Here is an 18107-nt window from a genome sequence, read left to right on the forward strand (position 1 = left end):
TTGATTCGATACCGTCAGCAAGCTCCGCCCCCGAGTGTTCAAGCGAGGAGTCCGTCCAGCCATGTCCGCGCCCTTCCCCCGACAGTCGCCGCCGACAGCCCAGGGAAGCTCCGGCGTTTCGCTCGGTCTCAACGAGATCTTGGTCCTGGTGGCGGCAGGCGCCGGTCTGATCGGATACCTGATCGGCTTCTTCGACGGGGTGGCCGGGGTGGCGATCGGCAGCCTCGTCGGTTTTTCCCTGATCGTCTCCGCGTCGCTGGCGGGCCTGCGGTTCCTGCCGAAGACGCCGGACGCGCTGTTCGCGGCCGCGCCGCTGTCCGCCTACGCGACGCTCGCGCTGCTGCAGGACCTCGTCGGTGGCGCCTCGGGCGGGATCGTCGTGGTGCTACTGCTGCTGTCGATCGCGCAGTTGGGTGCTGTGGTCGGCATCCTGCTTATCGAGGCCGGCATCGTCAACGCGCCGTCGAAGTCCGCGCAGCCGAAGCCGCCGTTCGGGCAGTCCGGCCCGTTCCAGCCGGGCAAGCGCGGTGGCCCGTCCGGTCCCGGTGGTCCCGGTGGTCCCGGTGGACCGAGCGGCCCGGGCGGACCCAGTGGTCCGGGCGGACCCGGTGCGCCTGCTTGGAACCAGCCCGGTCAGTTCGGTCAGCCGGGCGGCGGTTGGAGCCCGGCGTCCGGTTCCCAGCCCCAGCAGCCCGGTGGTTGGGAGCCTGCCTCCGGTACCCCGAACCAGCCGGGGCAGCCCGGCCCGTCGGGCCAGGCCGCGCCGCCGTCGAGCCAGTCCGGTCAGCCGAGCCAGTCCGGTCAGCCAGGACCGTCGGGTCAGTCCGGTCAGCCGAGCCAGTCCGGTCAATCGGGCCAATCGGGTCAATCCAGCCAGGGCCCGGGTCCGCAGGGCACCCAGCAGATGCCGCACCCGGGCGCCAACCCACCTAGCTTCTGATCGGTTCGGCTTGGACGAGCGCGGGCGGCTCTGCCGCCCGCGCTCGTTCTTTGCCGGCTCGCGGTTCGCGATCGAGCTAAGCGGCCTCGTTGCGGGATCCGTTCGGTTGCAAGGAGGTCGGACGACTAGGACCGACTAGGACGTGATCCGCCCGGCATGCCCCCAAGCGTCGGTCCCGTTCGGTACGAGACGACTCGGCACCGATGTCGAATGTGGACCAAGCGTGTCGCTCGATGGGCGGAGGTTGCGGCGTGTTGTGACCCGTTCGGCGGAATGCCAGTGCGACATTCAGCTGCGTGTCCGTGCTCGACTCGATCCCCCACGCCATCGCCGACGGCCCCCGCGAACGCCGGCTCGGGATGCGCTGGTGGTTGCTCGCGGTGGCCGTCGTCGTGGTCCTGCTCGCCGGCTACCTGATCGCCGCGGGGCTGATCGCGCTGGTGATGGCGACCGCCGACGGCGCGCAGTTCAACCCGGTCGTGGTGCTGGTGGGAGCCCTGCCAGGGTGGCTCGCGTTGCACCAGACGGCGCTGAAGATCACGGACGCCCCGCTGAGCGTCCTGCCGCTGCTGCCGACCGCGCTGGTGATGCTGCTGATCGCCATCGCATCGGCCTGGGTCGCGCGGCGCTCCCGCCTGCGACGCCCGGACCAGGCGTGGCCGTTGATCACGGCGATGGGTCTGGTGCACGCCTTCGTAGGTGCCGGCATCGCAGTGGTGCTGGGCGGGCCAGTGCACGCGATCCCGGTGGATGCGTTCGTGAGCTGCGGGTTGACCGCGACGATCGCCTCGGCGGCCGGCGTGGCGAACCGGTGCGGGCTGATCTACCTGGTCTGGGAGCGGGTCGAAGCCGAGGTCTGGTCGGGCATGCGCCTCGGCCTGCTGGCGCTGGCCGCGCTCGTCGGGGCCGGTGGCGTGGTGCTGCTGGCCGGGATCTGCCTGTCGGGCTCGGCGATGGTCGCCGCGATGACCAGTCTCGGGAACACCGCAGGTGACGCGGTCGGCGCCACGCTGGCGTCGATCCTGTACCTCCCGAACGCGGTGCTGGCGGGCTGGTCCTTCGCCGCCGGGACGGGCCTGTCGATCGGTCGGCTCGATGTCCAGCCGCTGCACGTCGTGCCCGGCCCGGTGCCGGACTTGCCGCTGCTCGCAGTCCTGCCGACGCACGATTCAGCGGCCTGGTGGGCGATCGTGCTGGCGCTGCCGCTCGTCGTCGGGCTCCTCGTCGGAGCCGCCTGCCGCCGGGTGCCCGGCAGCCTGGCGCGCAGGCTGCTCGCGGTCGGTGTGGCGGCCGTGGTCGCGGCGCTCGGGACGTTGCTGCTCGCGCACGTCGCGGGAGGCGATCTGGGCAATGGTCCATTCGGGCAGGTGACACTGCGGCCCGTCGCACTGGCCGCGGCGACACTGTGCTGGGTCGCGATTCCGGCCGCCGCCGTCACCTGGCTCGCCGGGCCGGACATCTACGAGCCCGCCACCGAGGAAACCGCTGGTCCGGAGGCCGATGGCGAGGCTCCCGAAGGCGCGAACGCAGATGCAGCCGACACCGCCGATGACGCCGCGGACACCGATGCGGACAGCACCGCCGATGCCGACGGCGATCACGCCGACCCGACGCCCGACGCCGCATCCGCGGAGGACGAACCGGACGACTCGGAACCGGCGATTCCGCAAGCCCGCACGGCCGCGGATGCGGAGCCGCCCGTGCGCAAGGTCAGCGAGATCGACCCCACCGAGTTCGACGGCGACCTCTCCGGGGACGACCGGAGGTGAGGGCTGCGCCACTCGCCAGGGCCCTGGCGGCGTCGGCACCGCAATCAGCGCTTACGCTGCTGCGAGAGATCGTGCCGAGGCATGTCAGGAGCGAACGCTGAACCCGAGTACGCCCGACCAGCCGAGCGCCGCCGCGCACTCGCAACACACCCGGTTCGCCACTGCTGGCCCAGCGCGGGTCGTCGTACTGGTGTCCGGCTCCGGCACCCTGCTGCAGGCCCTGCTCGATGCGACGAGCTCACCCGACTTCCCGGTGCAGGTGGTCGCGGTGGGTGCCGATCGCGACGGCATCGAGGGGCTGGCCCGCGCCAAGCGCGCCGGGGTGCCGACCTTCGTGCACCGGATCAAGGACCACGCCAGTCGTGCGGACTGGGACCGGGCGCTGACCGAGGGCTGCGCCGAGCACGAGCCGGACCTTGTGGTCTCTGCCGGGTTCATGAAGCTCGTCGGCGACGACTTCCTGGCCCGCTTCGCCGGCCGGTACCTCAACAGCCACCCGGCGCTGCTGCCGTCGTTCCCCGGCATGCACGGGGTGCGGGATGCGCTGGAGTATGGGGTTCGGGTCACCGGCTGCACGTTGTTCGTGGTGGACGCCGGCGTGGACACCGGGCCGATCCTGGCGCAGGAAGCGGTCGAGGTGCGGTCCGACGACGACGAGGCGAGCCTCCACGAGCGGATCAAGGCCGTCGAACGGCGGCTGCTGGTCGACACCCTGGAAGAGCTGGCGTTGCACGGTTGGACCGTGCAGGGACGGAAGGTGAGTATCCCGTGACCGCGAACTCGCAGGAGCGGCGAGCCGTTCGCCGCGCGCTGATCGGCGTGTCGGACAAGTCTGGCCTGCTGGAGCTGGCCACCGGGCTCCACGCCGCAGGTGTGGAGATCGTGTCCACCGGCGGCACGGCCCGCACGATCGCAGCTGCGGGCGTGCCGGTCACCCCGGTCGAGGAGCTCACCGGGTTCCCGGAGGCGCTCGACGGCCGGGTCAAGACCCTGCACCCGCGGGTGCACGCCGGGCTGCTCGCCGACCTGCGCCGCCCGGAGCACGCCGACCAGCTGCGCGACCTGAACATCGCGCCGTTCGATCTGCTGATCGTGAACCTGTACCCGTTCGTGCAGACGGTGGCCTCGGGCGCCGCGCCGGATGAGGTGATCGAGCAGATCGACATCGGCGGGCCGGCGATGGTCCGAGCCTCGGCCAAGAACCACGCGAACGTCGCCGTCGTGGTCGACCCGAGCCGCTACGAGTGGGTGCTGGAGCAGGTCCGCGAGGGCGGCTTCACGCTGGCCGACCGGGTCGAGCTGGCCGCGGCCGCGTTCCGGCACACCGCGTCCTACGACGTCGCGGTCGCGTCCTGGATGAGCAAGGTGCCGACCGGGGACGACTCGGTGTTTCCCGGCTGGATCGGGGAGACCTGGGAGCGCCGCTCCGCGCTGCGCTACGGCGAGAACCCGCACCAGCCCGCCGCGCTGTACGTCTCCGGCGGTGAAGCGACCGGGCTGGCGGCCGCGGCGCAGCTGCACGGCAAGGAGATGTCGTACAACAACTACGTCGACGCCGACGCCGCGTGGCGCGCTGCGCACGACCACAGCGAGCCGTGCGCGGCGATCATCAAGCACGCCAACCCGTGCGGGATCGCGGTGGCCGACGACATCGCCGCAGCGCACCGCAAGGCGCACGAGTGCGACTCGGTGAGCGCGTACGGCGGCGTGATCGCGACGAACCGCGAGGTGTCGCTGGAGATGGCCCAGCAGGTCGCCGAGATCTTCACCGAGGTGATCGTGGCGCCGGGCTACGCCGACGGCGCGGTGGACGTGCTGAGCAAGAAGAAGAACATCCGGATCCTGACCGCGCAGCCGCCCAAGAGCGGCCGGATCGAGATGCGGGCGATCTCCGGCGGCATGCTGGTGCAGGGCTCGGACGCCATCGACGCCGAGGGCGACGACCCGGCGAACTGGACGCTGGCGACCGGCTCGCCGGTGGACGAGGCCACTCTGGCGGACCTGAAGTTCGCCTGGCGCGCCTGCCGCGCGGTGAAATCCAACGCGATCCTGCTGGCCAACGACGGGGCGACCGTCGGCGTGGGCATGGGCCAGGTGAACCGGGTCGACTCGGCGCGCCTCGCGGTGTCGCGGGCGGGTGACCGGGCGAAGGGCTCGGTGGCCGCGTCCGACGCTTTCTTCCCGTTCGCGGACGGCCCGCAGGTGCTCCTGGACGCTGGGGTTCGCGCGATCGTGCAGCCCGGCGGCTCGGTCCGCGACGACGAAACCATCGCGGCGGCGGAGGCGGCCGGAGTGCCCGTCTACTTCACGGGGACGCGCCACTTCGCGCACTGATCATCACGAGTGGGGCGCCGGGCCGTTGCTGCTGGTCCGGCGCCCCGCTTTTTGGTACTCGGGGTACTCGGTGAACGCGTTCTCGAGTCCGTCGCGGCAGGACTTCTCGGTCAGTCGAAGCTCATCGAGGTATGCGGCCCACTCAGCAGCGTTCCGCTGCAATCGTGCGTAGGCGGCCAGGGCGGCTGCCTGCTCTGCAGGGCCGGCTGTGCGCGTTCCTGACATTTGCTTCCTATCGGTAGACGTCGGCTCGATGGGCGATCCGGACGACTTCGACCACCACGGTGTCGTCTTGAATCGCGTACACCACGCGGTACGCGCTCCGTCGAGCCGAGTGCAGGCCCTTGAACTCTCCGAACAGTGGTTTGCCGAGCCGGTGCGGGTTCTCGGCCAGCGGCCCGAAGATGAACTCGGCGCAAGCCGATGCGACCTTCTCCGGGAGGCATGCGAGGTCGCGCCCTGCACGTGCGGTGATCTTGATCGTGTAGGTCACTGCAGGTAGCGCCTCTTGATTTCTTCGGTGTCAACGAAGCGCTCCGCTGCCGCGTCTGCCACGCCCTCCCGAATGGCCTCCGCTTCACCGGGAGTGGTCAGTAGGTCCAGGGTCTCTTCTAGGGACGACAGGTCGTCGGGGGAGATGAGGACCGCGGCGGGTCGACCATGCCGAGTGATTTCAACTCGATCATGGGTGCTCTCGACCTGCGCGACCACCTCTGACAGCCGGTCGCGGGCTTCTCCTAATGGGATCGTCGTCATAAGTCGAGTGTAGCCAAAAGTTTGGCGTAAACCTCTCTCGAACAGATGTTCACTCAATCTGGCGATGGGTCTTGACGCGGGCCGCTGCGCAGGGTTTACTTGACCTTGTTCGAACTGAGGTTCGAGATAACGGAAGTGGCCGGTGTCGGGGTCGGCTACTCCGATGGAGTCGGCGCTGTGTTCCAGGTGCAGGCGCAGCGCAGACTCCACCGCTGTCTTCCCCACAGCGGCTGATGGGTGCCCGCGCCGGGGTCGGGCACCCATACGGTCACATGTGGGGAGGCAGCGATGTCCGCGATGGCGTCCTTGACGACGATGGACGCGTCCACGGCTGACGGGGTGTCCGTGGGTGTGCCGGCCGTCGAGGCGGGTGGTGTCCCGGGAGCGGGCCGGGTGCTGCCCACGCGGACGGAGCTCGCCGCCGTGCTGCCATGGCCAGGTTTGCGCCGTGGCAGCACGGTGGCGGTGCACGGATCGGTTTCACTGCTGTTCGCGCTGCTGTCAGAGGCGACGGCGAACGGGTCGTGGGCAGCGGTGGTGGGGTTGTCCGGCATAAGTCTGGTCGCGGCGGCCGAAGCCGGGGTGGAGCTCGCCAGGCTCGCGGTGGTGCCGCGGCCGGGCGGCGATCCGGTGGGTGTGATCGCCGCGCTGCTCGACGGGGTCGACCTGGTGGCGGTGGGCGGCACCCGGCAGGTGGCCGATTCGGATGCCCGCCGGTTGTCGGCGCGGGCGCGCAATCGAGGTTCGGTGCTGCTGCCGTTCGGTCCGTGGTCCGGGGCCGAGGTGCAGCTGCGGTGCGCCGATGCCAGTTGGCAAGGGCTTGGGCAGGGCCATGGCTACCTGTGGGAACGTGCCGTCACGGTGCGCGTGGGCGGGCGCGGTGCGGCGTCCCGGCCGCGTTCGTGCCGACTGCTGCTCCCGGCGCGGGACGGGACGATCGGGGTGCCCGCGGACGAGCCGGGCGAGATCGTCCGGCCGCAGCTGAGGCCGGTGGCGGGGTGATGGTGATGCCGCCTCGTCGCCTCGTCATCTGGTGTCCGGACTGGCCGGTGGTCGCCGCCGCTCGCGCCGCCGAGCTCGGACCGCTGGTGCCTGCTGCGGTGTTCGCGGCCAACCGGGTGGTGGCCTGCTCGGAGACGGCTCGCGGCAGCGGGGTGCGTCGCGGGATGCGCCGCCGCGAGGCGCAGGGCCGGTGTCCGGAACTGGTGTTGTGCGAACACGACCCGGCCCGGGATGTGCGGTTGTTCGAGCCGGTCGTGGCGGCGGTCGAAGAGCTGATGCCGGGCGTGGAGGTCGTGCGGCCGGGACTGGTGGCGGTCCCGGCGCGGGGGCCTGCCCGCTACTTCGGATCCGAGGGGGCCGTCGCCGAGCGAGTGGTGGACCAGTTGGACGCGCAGGTCGGTGTCGAGTGCCGGATCGGCGTCGCGGACGGGCTGTTCGCGGCCGTCCTGGCGGCTCGGCGCAGCGAGCACGTGGCGCCCGGGCGCAGCCGGGAATTCCTCGCCCCGCTGCTGATCGAGGAGATCGACCAGCTGACCGATCAGCTCAACGGACAGCGCGCTACCGATCAGCCGGAACTGGTGGATCTGTTGCGGCGGTTGGGGATTCGCACGTTGGGCGAGTTCGCGGCACTGTCCTCGTCGGACGTGTCCACCCGGTTCGGGCGGGCCGCGCTGCTGGTGCACCGCGCGGCCGGGGGCGGGGAAGAGCGGCCGGTCGAGCGGCGCCGCCCGCCGTCGGACCTGGTGGTGGAAGAGGAACTCGATCCGCCGCTGGACCGGGTGGACCAGGCCGCATTCGCGGCGAAGATCCTGGCGGACCAGCTGCACGCCAGGCTGGGCGAACTCGGGCTGGCCTGCACCAGGCTGGGGATTTCGGCCCGCACCGAGCACGGCGAGGAACTGCACCGGGTGTGGCGGTGCGCGGAGCCGTTGACGCCGGCGGCCACCGCGGACCGGGTGCGCTGGCAACTCGACGGTTGGTTGAACGGCCGCAGTGGTCGGCAGCGTCCGACGGCCGGGGTGAGCGTGCTGAGCCTGCGGCCGGAGGAGGTCGTCGGGGCAGGTGGGCTGCAGCTCGACCTGCTCAACGCCGCGACCGGGGAAGCGGACGCCCGCGCCGGGCGTGCGTTCGCGCGGGTGCAGGGCATGCTGGGGCCGGACGCGGTCCTGATCGGGGTGCTCGGCGGCGGCCGGGACCTGCGCGACCAGGTTCGGTTCGTGCCGTGGGGCGATGAACGCCGCCCCGCGCTGCCTGCCGCCCGGCCGTGGCCGGGGCGCATTCCGTCTCCGTCGCCATCTGTGGTGCCGGATTCGCCTTGGCCTGCGGAGGTTTTCGACGGCGACGGTTACCCGGTGGGCGTCACCGACCGGCATCGGCTCACCGCCGCGCCGTGTCGCGTGGGGGTGTCGGGCGGGCGGTCGCGAGCGGTGTCCAACTGGGCCGGGCCGTGGCCGGTGGCGGAGCGCTGGTGGGCGGAGCTGCTGGCGGACGGAGCGGGCCAGACGACGCCGGCGGTGCAGGTGCCGCCGCGGTCGTCGGTGCGGGTTCAGGTCGTGCTCGAGCCGGAGGCGGACCCGGCTGCGGCCGCTGGTGCCGACGATTCGGCGGGCGAGGTGGCGCTGCTGCTGGTGCACGAAGGGGGCCGGTGGTGGGTGCAGGGCGCCTATCGATAGTGACGAACACACGTTCGAGTGGAGTGCGGCTTATTTGGTAGCGTCGGTGATTCGAACAGGAGTTCACTGGCTTCATGAGTTGGTTCAACCCGCCCCAGACGTGGTCTGACCTGGAGAAGGCGCTCTCCGGGCGACCGTCTTTACCCGCCGGGCGCCGCCTGCGCGACGAGAGGCGGCCCGGCGGCGAGAACGAAGGTCCAGCGTGGACTCCGCAGCGCGTGGACGCCGCACCAGTGGTGCCCTATGCGGAGCTGCACGCGCACTCCAACTTCAGCTTCCTCGACGGCGCGAGCCACCCCGAGGAACTGGCGGCGGAGGCGGCGCGGCTCGGGCTGGAGGCGATCGCGCTGACCGACCACGACGGGCTGTACGGGGTGGTCCGCTTCGCCGAGTCCGCGGCAGAGCACGGGGTGCGCACCGTGTTCGGCGCGGAGCTGAGCCTAGGACTTCCGGCGCCGCAGAACGGGGTCGCCGATCCGGAAGGCCGGCATCTGCTGGTGCTGGCTCGCGATCCGGCCGGTTACGCGAGCCTGTGCCGGGCGATCAGCGAAGCCCAGTTGGCAGGCGAGGTGAAGGGACGCCCGGTGTACGAGCTGGAGCGGCTCGCGGGGGCGGCAGCGGGGCACTGGCAGGTGCTCACCGGGTGCCGAAAGGGCGCCGTCCCGGCGGCGCTCGCCGAAAGCGGTCCGGCGGCGGCCACCGCGGAGTTGGAGCGGCTGATCGAGCTGTTCGGCCGGGACCACGTCACGGTGGAGCTGACCGACCACGGGCTGCCCGCCGATTCGGAGCGCAACGACGCCCTGGTCGAGCTCGCCGACCGCGCGGGGGTGTCCACAGTGGCCACCACTGGTGCGCACCTCGCCCGGCCGGAACGCGCTCGGCTGGCCTCCGCGGTGGCGGCGATCCGGGCCCGCCGCAGCCTGGACGACATGGACGGCTGGCTGCCCGCCTGGGCGGGCAACTACCTGCGTTCCGGCGCGGAGCTGGCCGGGATGTTCGCCCGCTACCCGGGGGCCGTGCAGCGGGCCGCCGAACTCGGCCGGGAGTTCGCCTTCGACCTGAAGCTGGTCGCCCCGAAGCTGCCCCCGTTCGACGTGCCGACGGGCCGCACCGAGGCGAGCTGGCTGCGCGAACTCACCTACCAGGGCGCGCTCGACCGGTACGGCCTGCCGCAGGACAACCCTGCGGCCTACCGGCAGATCGAGCACGAGCTGGCGATGATCGAGCAGCTGGAGTTCCCCGGCTACTTCCTAGTGGTGTCCGACATCGTGGAGTTCTGCCGGAACCAGCGGATCCTGTGCCAGGGGCGGGGTTCGGCGGCGAACTCGGCGGTGTGCTTTGCGCTGCGGATCACCAACGCCGACCCGGTCCGCTACCGACTGCTCTTCGAGCGGTTCCTGGCCCCGGAGCGGGACGGGCCGCCCGACATCGACCTGGACATCGAGTCGGACCGCCGCGAGGAGGTGATCCAGTACGTCTACCGCAAGTACGGCCGGATGCACGCCGCGCAGGTCGCGAACGTGATCAGCTACCGGCCGCGGTCAGCGGTGCGGGACGTCGCGCGGGCCCTCGGCTATTCGCCCGGTCAGCAGGACGCCTGGAGCAAGGAGATCGAGCACTGGGGGCCGCTGCCCGAGGACTCTGAGATCCCCGATCCGGTGCGCGGGCTGGCCGGCGAGTTGATGGGCTTCCCCTGGCACCTGGGCATCCACTCCGGCGGGATGGTGATCTGCCACCAGCCGGTCAGCGAGGTCTGCCCGGTGGAGTGGGCGAGGATGCCCGGCCGCACGGTCCTGCAGTGGGACAAGGACGACTGCGCGGAGGTCGGCCTGGTCAAGTTCGACCTGCTGGGCCTCGGCATGCTGTCGGCGCTGCACTACGCGATCGACATGGCCCTCGAGCACCACGGAATCGAGGTCGACCTCGGCGAGCTCGACCTGAACGACGACGCGGTGTACGAGATGCTGCGGCGGGCCGACGCGGTCGGGGTGTTCCAGGTGGAGAGCCGCGCGCAGCTGGCCACGCTGCCGAGGTTGAAGCCGCGGGAGTTCTACGACCTCGTGGTGGAGGTGGCGCTGATCCGGCCGGGCCCGATCCAGGGCGGTTCGGTGCACCCGTACATCCGGCGGCGCAACGGGCTGGAGGAGTGGGACTTCGAGCACCCGTCGATGGCCGGTGCGCTGCAGAAGACCCTTGGCGTTCCGCTGTTCCAGGAGCAGCTGATGCAGCTCGCGGTCGACGTCGCGGGCTTCTCCCCAGCCGAGGCAGACCAGCTGCGGCGGGCGATGGGGGCCAAGCGTTCCGCGGAGCGGATGGAGCGACTCCGGGGGCGGCTGTTCGAGGGGATGGCGGCCAAGGGCATTTCGGGGGAGCTGTCGGAGCGGATCTACCAGCGGATGCTGGCCTTCGCGAACTACGGCTTCCCGGAGAGCCATGCCCTGAGCTTCGCGCTGCTGGTCTTCGCCAGCGCGTGGTTCAAGCACTACTACCCGGCGGTGTTCTGCGCGGCGCTGCTCAAGGCCCAGCCGATGGGTTTCTACTCGCCGCAGTCGTTGGTCGCGGACGCCCGCCGGCACGGGGTGCGGGTGCGCGGACCGGACGTCAACGCGAGTCGGGCCCAGGCCGACCTGGAGCCGGACGAGGCCAGCGAAGGCGAGCGGGCGGTGCGCCTGGGGCTGGCTTCCGTGCGCAAGCTCGGGGAAGGCGCCGCCGAGCGGTTGGTCACCGAACGTGCGGAGAACGGGCCGTACAGCGACATGGCCGGTGTGGCGCGCCGAACGCATCTGACTGCCGCGCAGATGGAGGCGTTGGCGACCGCCGGCGCATTCGACTGCTTCGGCCTGTCCAGGCGGGAGGCGCTGTGGAACGCCGCCGCCGCTGCCGGCGACCGGCCGGATCGGTTGCCGGGCACCACCGCGTCGGCCGCCGCCCCTGCGTTGCCGGGGATGGACGGCGTGGAGATGGCTGCCGCGGATGTGTGGGCCACCGGGGTGTCGCCGGACAGCTTCCCCTTGCAATTCGTCCGCTCCAGGTTGGACGAGCTGGGGGCGCTCTCGGCGTCACAACTGTCCGAAGTGGAGCACGGAACCCGTGTGCTGGTGGGCGGTGCGGTGACCCACCGGCAGCGACCGGCCACGGCGGGCGGCATCACGTTCCTGAACCTGGAGGACGAGACCGGAATGGTCAACGTCATGTGCTCGCAGGGTTTGTGGGCGCGCTACCGAAAGGTCGGGCGCACCAGCGCGGCGTTGCTGGTGCGCGGAATCGTCGAACGAGCGGAAGGAGTGATCAATCTGAGAGCTGACCGGCTGCAGAAACTGGAAGTGCGCATCCCCTCGACCTCGCGCGACTTCCACTAGCCACGGCGAGCCTCGCATCTCGCCGGCCACTGCGGCCACCGAACCCGGCGTCGACCATGCCCGACCGGCAGCGGAAGAACACTTCTCCCTCCCAGAGTGTGGTTCCGAAACCTGACCGGAGGCACCGGAAACGCCAGAGCCCGGGCACGACGTGCGTGCCGGCACGCGTGCCCGGGCCATTCGAAATCCCTGTCCACCCCTTGCCCAGCCGGATGCGCAGGAGGCGCCCTTGGTTGCTCAACATGCCGGTGCAGCACGTCGTTCGCCTTGGCTGCCCGTCTTTCGTGGCCCGGGCATTCGATGCTGCGGTGTCCCCGACATGGCGCTGCCGGGCGATGTTGCTCCTGACCGCTGACGTCGCGGGAAATTTCGGTGAGTCCGCCCGAGCAGAGGACTCAGGGCATCGCAGGAGGTTAGACACCCCATGATTTTGTTTGTCAAGCGGCGGCTTGCTGGTCTCGGTTGTGGTGTGCCCAGGCGGTGTGTTCGTCGTAGGTGCTCCGGGTCTTGAGGCAGCCGTGCAGGATGCCGACGAGTCGGTTGGACAGCTGGCGTAAGGCGGCGTGGTGGTTCATGCCGCGGCCGCGGAGCTCGTCGTAGTAGGCGCGGGCGCCGGGTGAGGCGCGGAGGGCGCAGAAGGCCTGCTGGTGCAGGGCGTCGACGAGCCGGTCGTTGTGGACGAAGCGGGCCAGCACGGTCTTCTTCTTACCGGACTGGCGGGTGATCGGGCTGGTGCCGGCGTAGTTCTTCCGGTTCTTCGCGCTCGCGTAGCGGTCGGCGTCGTCGCCGAACTCGCCGAGGGCCCGGGCCCCGAGGATCTGTCCCATGCCGGGCTGGGACAGGTAGATCTCAGCGTCCCGGGCTCGGCCAAAACACGCCTGCACCTGCTCTTGCACGGCGGCGATCTCGGTGTTGAAGGCAGTGATCACGCTAACCAGGGACCGCACCGTCACCGCGTAGGCGGCGGCCACGGCCGGCGGCTGGGTCAGGTGTTCAGTGTGCAGCGCGGTCTGGATCGCGGTGGTCTTCTCGTCCACGTTGCGGCGCCGGGCCCGCTTGAGCGCGCCCGTGATCTGCGCGCGTGACACCCTGGCCGCCTGGTCCGGGTCCGGTGCCCGGCCAAGGAGTTCCAGCGCATCCGGGGCGAGGAGATCGTCGAAGGCTTCCAGCGCGGCGGGGAAGAACTCGCGCAGCGCGGTGCGTAGCCGCAGCATGTGCCGGTGCCGGTCCCAGATCAGCGTCTGGTGCGCCCGCGCCACCACCTTCACGGCCTGGGCCTGCTCGGTGTCACCGGCGACCGCGCGTAACTGATGACGGTCGGTGCGCACCATGTCGGCCAGGGCGTGCGCGTCCCCGGCGTCGCTTTTGGCGCCCGAGGTGCCGTGCCGCTCCCGATAGCGCGCCACCTGCCGCGGGTTGATCGCATACACCGTGTACCCGGCCGCGATCAGCGCCTGGACCCATGGACCTCGATCAGTCTCAATCCCGATCACGACCTGGTCAGGCTCGGCGCCCTCGGGCAGATGCTCACCGATCAGCGCGTGCAGCCGGGCAACCCCGGTCACGCCCTCCGGCAGCCGAGCCCGACCCAGCCGCCGACCCGTCTCATCCTGCACCTCGACATCGTGGTGATCTTCAGCCCAGTCATCTCCGACGAACAACACATACCCTCCACACGGTCAGCATCGTGTCCTGAGCAGCGCGGAAGAGGAACACCGGCGGCCTAATGGTCCAGTGCTCACGCCAGCCTTCGGCGGGCACGTCACCCCATCAGTGGTCACGTCCTCCCCACGACCAGCGGGGGCACGGTCTGACCTTAGGCATCGAATGCCTGGCGACGAGAGTGCTCACTCACTGGCCGCTACCGGACCCGAGTCTGCCCGGTGGCCGACCCGGTAGCTCCCATTAGGCGATGCCGCAGCGGCGGATCGCCAGCAGGGCGTAGGCGCGCGGCCCTCTCCAGCTCCGTGATCGCGACGTGTTCGTCGTGCGCGTGCGCGTAGCGGATGTCGCCGGCCCCGTACTGGAGCGTCGGGATTCCGGCGGCTGCGTAGAGCCGCAGGTCCGTGCCGTACGGGGCACCCACCGCCACGGGCGGGGAGCCCCGGCCGCGGCGACGGCGTCCTGGGCTTCGGCGAGCAGTTGATGTCCTTCGGGCAGCCGTCCGCTGGCGAAGATCCCGCCCGGCCAGGCGACCCGGACCGGGTGCCCCGCCAACCACGGGTCCGCGGCGCACGCCTGCGCAATGGTCTCGGCGAAGTCGGCTTTCGCGGCGTCGATCGACTCGTCGATGCGGACGCCGTAGCGGCCTTCGGCGATCGCGAGGTCCGGCACCGTGCTGGCCCAGTCGCCGACTCGCGCCATGCCGATGGACAGCGGATACGGCACTTCGAGGTGCGCGACCAGCGGGTCGGGGTCGGCGTTGCGGCGGGCCTCCAGCTCGCGCAGCACCGGCAGCAGTTCGGCGAGCTTGTCCAACGCGTTCACGCCGCGGTAGCGGGTGGATCCGTGCGTGCTCTGACCGGTGATTTCGAGCCGGAACGTGAGTGACCCGCCGTTCGCCGCCACGATCGTGCCCGAGCTCGGCTCGGCCAGGACGCAAGCGGCACCGCGATGTCCGCGCTGGAGCGTCGCGAAGGCGCCCAGCCCGCCGTCCTCCTCGCCGACGACGGTGTGCACGGCCACCGACCGGGCGAGCCCGATCCCGGCCGTGCGCAGGGCCTGCAGCGCGCCGAAGATCGCGGCCAGCCGGCCCTTCATGTCGCAGGTGCCTCGACCAGCGGCGATGCCGTTCTCGACCCGCAACGCGTACGGGTCGCGGTTCGTCCACCGGTCGAGGTCGCCGGCCGGGACGACGTCGGTGTGCCCGCAGAACGCCAAAGCGGGCTCCGAGCCGTCGCCGTGCACGCCGACGCAGCCGTAGGCGACGTCGCGGTCGGCTTCCTGCCCTGGGAAGTCGGGCTGCTCGGCGAGCGCCCGGACGTCGATGCGCCAGTGGTCCACCCGGTGCCCCAGCGCGCCGAGCTTGTCGGCGCACACTGCTGGGCGTCGTGCTCGCTGCTGATGCCGCCGACGCTGGGGATCGCGACGAGTTCTCGCAGGTCGTTCAGAATCCCGTTCGCGTCCACCGCGTCCAATGCGCGACGTTCGAGGTCGGAGGGGGTTTGCGCGCCGTTCACGTTTCGAGTGTGTCGGATGCGTCCAACTGCTCGGCGCGCGCCCACTACCATCTCCGCGTGGCCGAAGGCGACAAAACCGAGCGTGAATTCGAGATCGGCAAGGACGGACTGGGCGGCATCGTCGTGGGCATGGACGGCTCCCCGGCGAGCTTCCACGCCGCGGCGTGGGCGGCCGGCCTTGCCAGGCGGGAGCGCGCCCGCCTGGTGCTGGTCTACGTCGAGGCGGTGGGCGGCGTGGCCTACTGGTCGCCGATGGGCGTCGCGGTGGCCAGCGAGGCAGCCGAGAGCCTGGTCGAGGAGCTGAAGAAGGAGGTCGTGTCGCACCTGAAGTGGGTGGACATCGACTGGGACTTCGTGCACCACCGCGGCGACCCGGCGGTCGGCCTGGAGCAGGTCGCGGAGCAGTACCGGGCGGATCTGATCGTGGTCGGCAGGTCCCGCCGCCGCGGTGGCCTGCTTGGCACCGTGCCGGCGACCCTGGTGGTGGAGGCGGTCCGCCCGGTGGTCGTCGTGCCGTGATCGTTCACGAGTCCGGGGTCAGCACGAGGTAGGCGAAGCCGAGGGCGCCGTGGTATCCGCGCAGCCACGTGGCGCGGTGCCTCGTCGGCGAGGGCGCGGACTCCGTCGCGTCCGGCTGCGTCGGGGTTGTCCAACAGCCACTTCTCCAGGGCGCCGCACCAGCTTTCGAAGCGGTCCCACTCGTCGGTGCTGGCAGTCGCGAGCCGCAGCATGCGGAATCCGCATTTCTCGGTGAGCTCGACCAGATCGGCGAGCGACAGGTCTACGCCGCGGTCGCTCCGCATCGGCGTCTCGTCCCGGAAGGCCTCGCCGTAGAGCAACCGTCCACCGCCTCGCAGCCGGGGCCGGATCGCTTCGAGTGCCTGCTGGGTACCGCCTCACGCATGGCTGCTGCCGACGGAGATGGCGATGTCCGCGGTTACGGCCCAGCTTGCGGCATCGCTTTTGGACGAACCGCACCCGCTCGGCGACACCACGAACCTCGGCGTTGCGGCGACTCCTGGCCAACTCCTCGTTGTGTCGATGCCGGTGCCGGTCGCGCTTTGCTCCGCTTCGAGCAGCCGCAGCAGCAGCTCTCCCCACCCGCAGCTCTCCTCAAGGGATCGGCGCGTTGAAGTCGAGGTCTGCGTGTGCGAGCAAGATCGGATTCACCCGGCGCAGACCGGTAGAGCCGCCTGCCACACGCAATGAATTATTCCGCTCGCGAGGGTTCGCTATTAATACTCATCGACGGGCGGAAGGCTGGGCTCGAATCAGCGGCTGTTAGCAGTGGCTGGGTGCCGGGGTAACGTGCCGCGACGTGCCGTTTCCTGATGAGGTCCGTCCCGTTGCAGTGGTTGACTACCGGCCGGAGTGGCCTGGGGAGTTCGAGCGGCTGTCCGAGCAGTTGCACGGGCAGCTGGGCGACCTGCCGGTCGCCATCGACAACGTGGGTTCGACCTCGGTGCCGGGCCTGCCGACCAAGGACTGCATCGACGTGCAGGTCCGGGCGCGTTCCATCGACGAGACCCGGGATGCTGCGCTGTTCGCCGCGATCGGCTTCCGGTGTCGACCCGAACCGTGGAACCACGTCGAGGTCTCGGGTGGGATCCGCTGCCGCAAGCTCGTCTTCGCGCCACCGATCGGCGCACGTCCCTGCAACGTCCACCTCTGGGAGGGCGCTGGCCCCAACGCCCGCTACGCGTTGTTGTTCAGGGACTACCTGCGAGCCGACGAACCTGCTCGCCGAGCGTGGGGGGCGTTCAAGCAGCGGCTGGCGGTGAGCGCGCCGGACCTGTCGGACTACGGGCAGATCAAGGCTTCCGCGACCGACGTCCTGATGGCGGCGGCCGAGCGGTGGGCCGCCGCCACCGGCTGGACCGTCTCGTGACCCCAGGAGACGGTGCCTCCGGGGACGTCGGTGCCGCGTGCCACCCTAGGGGCATGACGAGCGCGGTCGGTGAGGACTTCCAGGACGCGGTGCTGACGGACGAGCAGTGGCAGGGGCGGACGTTCGAGCGCTGCGACTTCACCGATGCCGACCTGTCCGGGCTGAGCACCCGCAATTGCGTGTTCACCGATTGCGTGTTCACCGGCACCGATCTCAACGGTTCGAAGCACGTCGCCACGGCGTTCCGGTCCTGCAAGTTCGAACGCACGGTGTTCGGCAAGTCCACTTTGGATGGATGCAGCCTGCTGGGGTCGAGCTTCGTGGACTGCCGCCTGCGCGCGTGGGCGCTGCGCGAGACGGACCTGACGCTGGTGGGCATGGGCAAGGCGGATCTGCGCGGCCTGGACCTGCGCGGAATCCGCTTCCGCGAAGCCAATCTCACCGAATGCGACCTCCGCCGCTGCGACCTGCGCGAAGCGGACTTCACGGGTGCCCGCCTGCTCGGTGCCCGCCTGGAAGAGGCGGACCTGAGGGAATCCCGGATCGACGCCGATGCTTTCGTGCAGGCGAACCTCAGGGGAGCCCGCATCGACACGATGACGGCCCTCGCCTTCGCCGCCGCCCACGGCCTCCGAGTCGACTAACCCTTCCCTGCAATCCGCCGACTTGGTAGGCGAGGTCGTCGAGCAGCCATTAGGTCCGCCGCAGCAGCACGGCCAGGGCTTCGGTGTCAGCGCCCATTGCGTGTCTACCGTCCCCCCAAACTTGTTGATGTGAACGGAACTTTCGCCTCGCTCTTCGGCGCGAAAGTTCCGTTCGCTCGTACCTGCCGATGTGAGACGCTGCGCGATCAGGTGCGCTTCCGCGTTGCAGTCATCGCACGTGGCCCACAGCCAGCCCAACTCGGTGTTGTCGGCCGACAGGTGTTGCTTACAAAGGGTTTTCACCTTCAGTCCCATCGGATAGTCGCCTCCCGGACGGGAGTCCAGGCTCGCGTGCCGCGGGTAGAAACGCCCTCACAGGAAGGGAAAAGCCATCGGATGCCCGCCCCGCCGGAATGTCCTTCCAAACCAGCGAGGCGGGCGAGGAAATCCACAGTGGCGTATGAAAACTCCTCATGCAATCCAACTTGTGTGATTACATCAAATGATCCCTCAATCCTGGGACTTCGTTATGTGATGACATGAAATAGCCTTCGAGAGCCTCG

The 18107-nt window shown here is 70.4% G+C and carries 15 protein-coding genes; 10 read left to right on the forward strand and 5 right to left on the reverse strand.

The annotated features are described in order from the left end of the window. Positions 1-61: 61 nt before the first annotated feature. From DL519_RS34175 to purH, 4 genes are all read left to right on the forward strand, one after another. Complete coding sequence (locus tag DL519_RS34175) at positions 62-940, forward strand: DUF5336 domain-containing protein (RefSeq protein ID WP_190820954.1); 879 nt, start codon at positions 62-64, stop codon at positions 938-940. A gap of 302 nt (positions 941-1242) precedes the next feature. Then, on the forward strand, positions 1243-2709 hold the full coding sequence (locus DL519_RS34180) for a cell division protein PerM (protein WP_190820956.1): 1467 nt from the start codon (positions 1243-1245) through the stop codon (positions 2707-2709). Positions 2710-2899: 190 nt separating this feature from the next. Next, positions 2900-3481 (forward strand): phosphoribosylglycinamide formyltransferase, encoded by a 582-nt coding sequence (purN, locus tag DL519_RS34185; protein WP_263399745.1) that lies wholly within the window; start codon positions 2900-2902, stop codon positions 3479-3481. Further along, complete coding sequence (gene purH / locus DL519_RS34190; protein ID WP_190820958.1) at positions 3478-5043, forward strand: bifunctional phosphoribosylaminoimidazolecarboxamide formyltransferase/IMP cyclohydrolase; 1566 nt, start codon at positions 3478-3480, stop codon at positions 5041-5043. Before purN ends, purH begins: the two co-directional genes overlap by 4 nt. A 3-nt stretch (positions 5044-5046) precedes the next feature. Here purH and DL519_RS34195 read toward each other — a convergent pair whose 3' ends face one another. Genes DL519_RS34195 through DL519_RS47565 form a run of 3 tightly spaced genes read right to left on the reverse strand, consistent with a single transcriptional unit; the run spans position 5047 to position 6009 of the window. Continuing rightward, positions 5047-5268 carry a hypothetical protein gene (locus tag DL519_RS34195; RefSeq protein WP_190820960.1) on the reverse strand — a complete coding sequence of 74 codons (222 nt, stop codon included), beginning with the start codon at positions 5266-5268 and terminating at the stop codon, positions 5047-5049. 7 nt (positions 5269-5275) lie between these two features. Beyond that, the gene (locus DL519_RS34200) at positions 5276-5536 is read right to left on the reverse strand and encodes a type II toxin-antitoxin system RelE family toxin (RefSeq protein ID WP_190820962.1); all 261 of its coding nucleotides are present in this window, start codon (positions 5534-5536) and stop codon (positions 5276-5278) included. Continuing rightward, complete coding sequence (locus tag DL519_RS47565; RefSeq protein ID WP_223839894.1) at positions 5533-6009, reverse strand: type II toxin-antitoxin system Phd/YefM family antitoxin; 477 nt, start codon at positions 6007-6009, stop codon at positions 5533-5535. Before DL519_RS47565 ends, DL519_RS34200 begins: the two co-directional genes overlap by 4 nt. Positions 6010-6087: 78 nt before the next feature. On the opposite strand from DL519_RS47565, the gene DL519_RS34210 reads away from it, so the two are divergent. The 3 genes from DL519_RS34210 (at position 6088) to DL519_RS34220 (ending at position 11833) form a co-directional block, all read left to right on the forward strand. Next, positions 6088-6801 carry a hypothetical protein gene (locus DL519_RS34210; protein WP_190820964.1) on the forward strand — a complete coding sequence of 238 codons (714 nt, stop codon included), beginning with the start codon at positions 6088-6090 and terminating at the stop codon, positions 6799-6801. Then, positions 6801-8474, forward strand: a complete 1674-nt coding sequence (locus DL519_RS34215) for a Y-family DNA polymerase (protein WP_397545004.1) — start codon at positions 6801-6803, stop codon at positions 8472-8474. The genes DL519_RS34210 and DL519_RS34215 overlap by 1 nt, the downstream gene beginning before the upstream one ends. Before the next feature lie 74 nt (positions 8475-8548). Next, positions 8549-11833, forward strand: a complete 3285-nt coding sequence (locus DL519_RS34220; RefSeq protein WP_190820968.1) for an error-prone DNA polymerase — start codon at positions 8549-8551, stop codon at positions 11831-11833. A 437-nt stretch (positions 11834-12270) separates the two neighbouring features. On the opposite strand, the gene DL519_RS34225 is transcribed toward DL519_RS34220, so the two are convergent. Then, positions 12271-13497: an IS110 family RNA-guided transposase gene (locus DL519_RS34225; protein ID WP_190812993.1), complete on the reverse strand. Its 1227-nt coding sequence runs from the start codon at positions 13495-13497 to the stop codon at positions 12271-12273. A 241-nt stretch (positions 13498-13738) separates the two neighbouring features. Next, positions 13739-14872 carry a M20/M25/M40 family metallo-hydrolase gene (locus DL519_RS34230; RefSeq protein ID WP_223839896.1) on the reverse strand — a complete coding sequence of 378 codons (1134 nt, stop codon included), beginning with the start codon at positions 14870-14872 and terminating at the stop codon, positions 13739-13741. A gap of 149 nt (positions 14873-15021) precedes the next feature. Here DL519_RS34230 and DL519_RS34235 point away from each other — a divergent pair, with 149 nt between their 5' ends. From DL519_RS34235 to DL519_RS34245, 3 genes are all read left to right on the forward strand, one after another. Continuing rightward, entirely contained in the window at positions 15022-15531 is a 510-nt protein-coding gene (locus tag DL519_RS34235) for a universal stress protein (RefSeq protein WP_190820970.1), read from the forward strand. A gap of 799 nt (positions 15532-16330) precedes the next feature. Beyond that, complete coding sequence (locus tag DL519_RS34240; RefSeq protein ID WP_190820972.1) at positions 16331-16900, forward strand: GrpB family protein; 570 nt, start codon at positions 16331-16333, stop codon at positions 16898-16900. Between the two features lie 53 nt (positions 16901-16953). Then, positions 16954-17544 carry a pentapeptide repeat-containing protein gene (locus DL519_RS34245; protein ID WP_190820974.1) on the forward strand — a complete coding sequence of 197 codons (591 nt, stop codon included), beginning with the start codon at positions 16954-16956 and terminating at the stop codon, positions 17542-17544. Positions 17545-18107 lie beyond the last annotated feature (563 nt).

The organism is Saccharopolyspora pogona, from assembly GCF_014697215.1.
Lineage (GTDB): Bacteria > Actinomycetota > Actinomycetes > Mycobacteriales > Pseudonocardiaceae > Saccharopolyspora > Saccharopolyspora hattusasensis.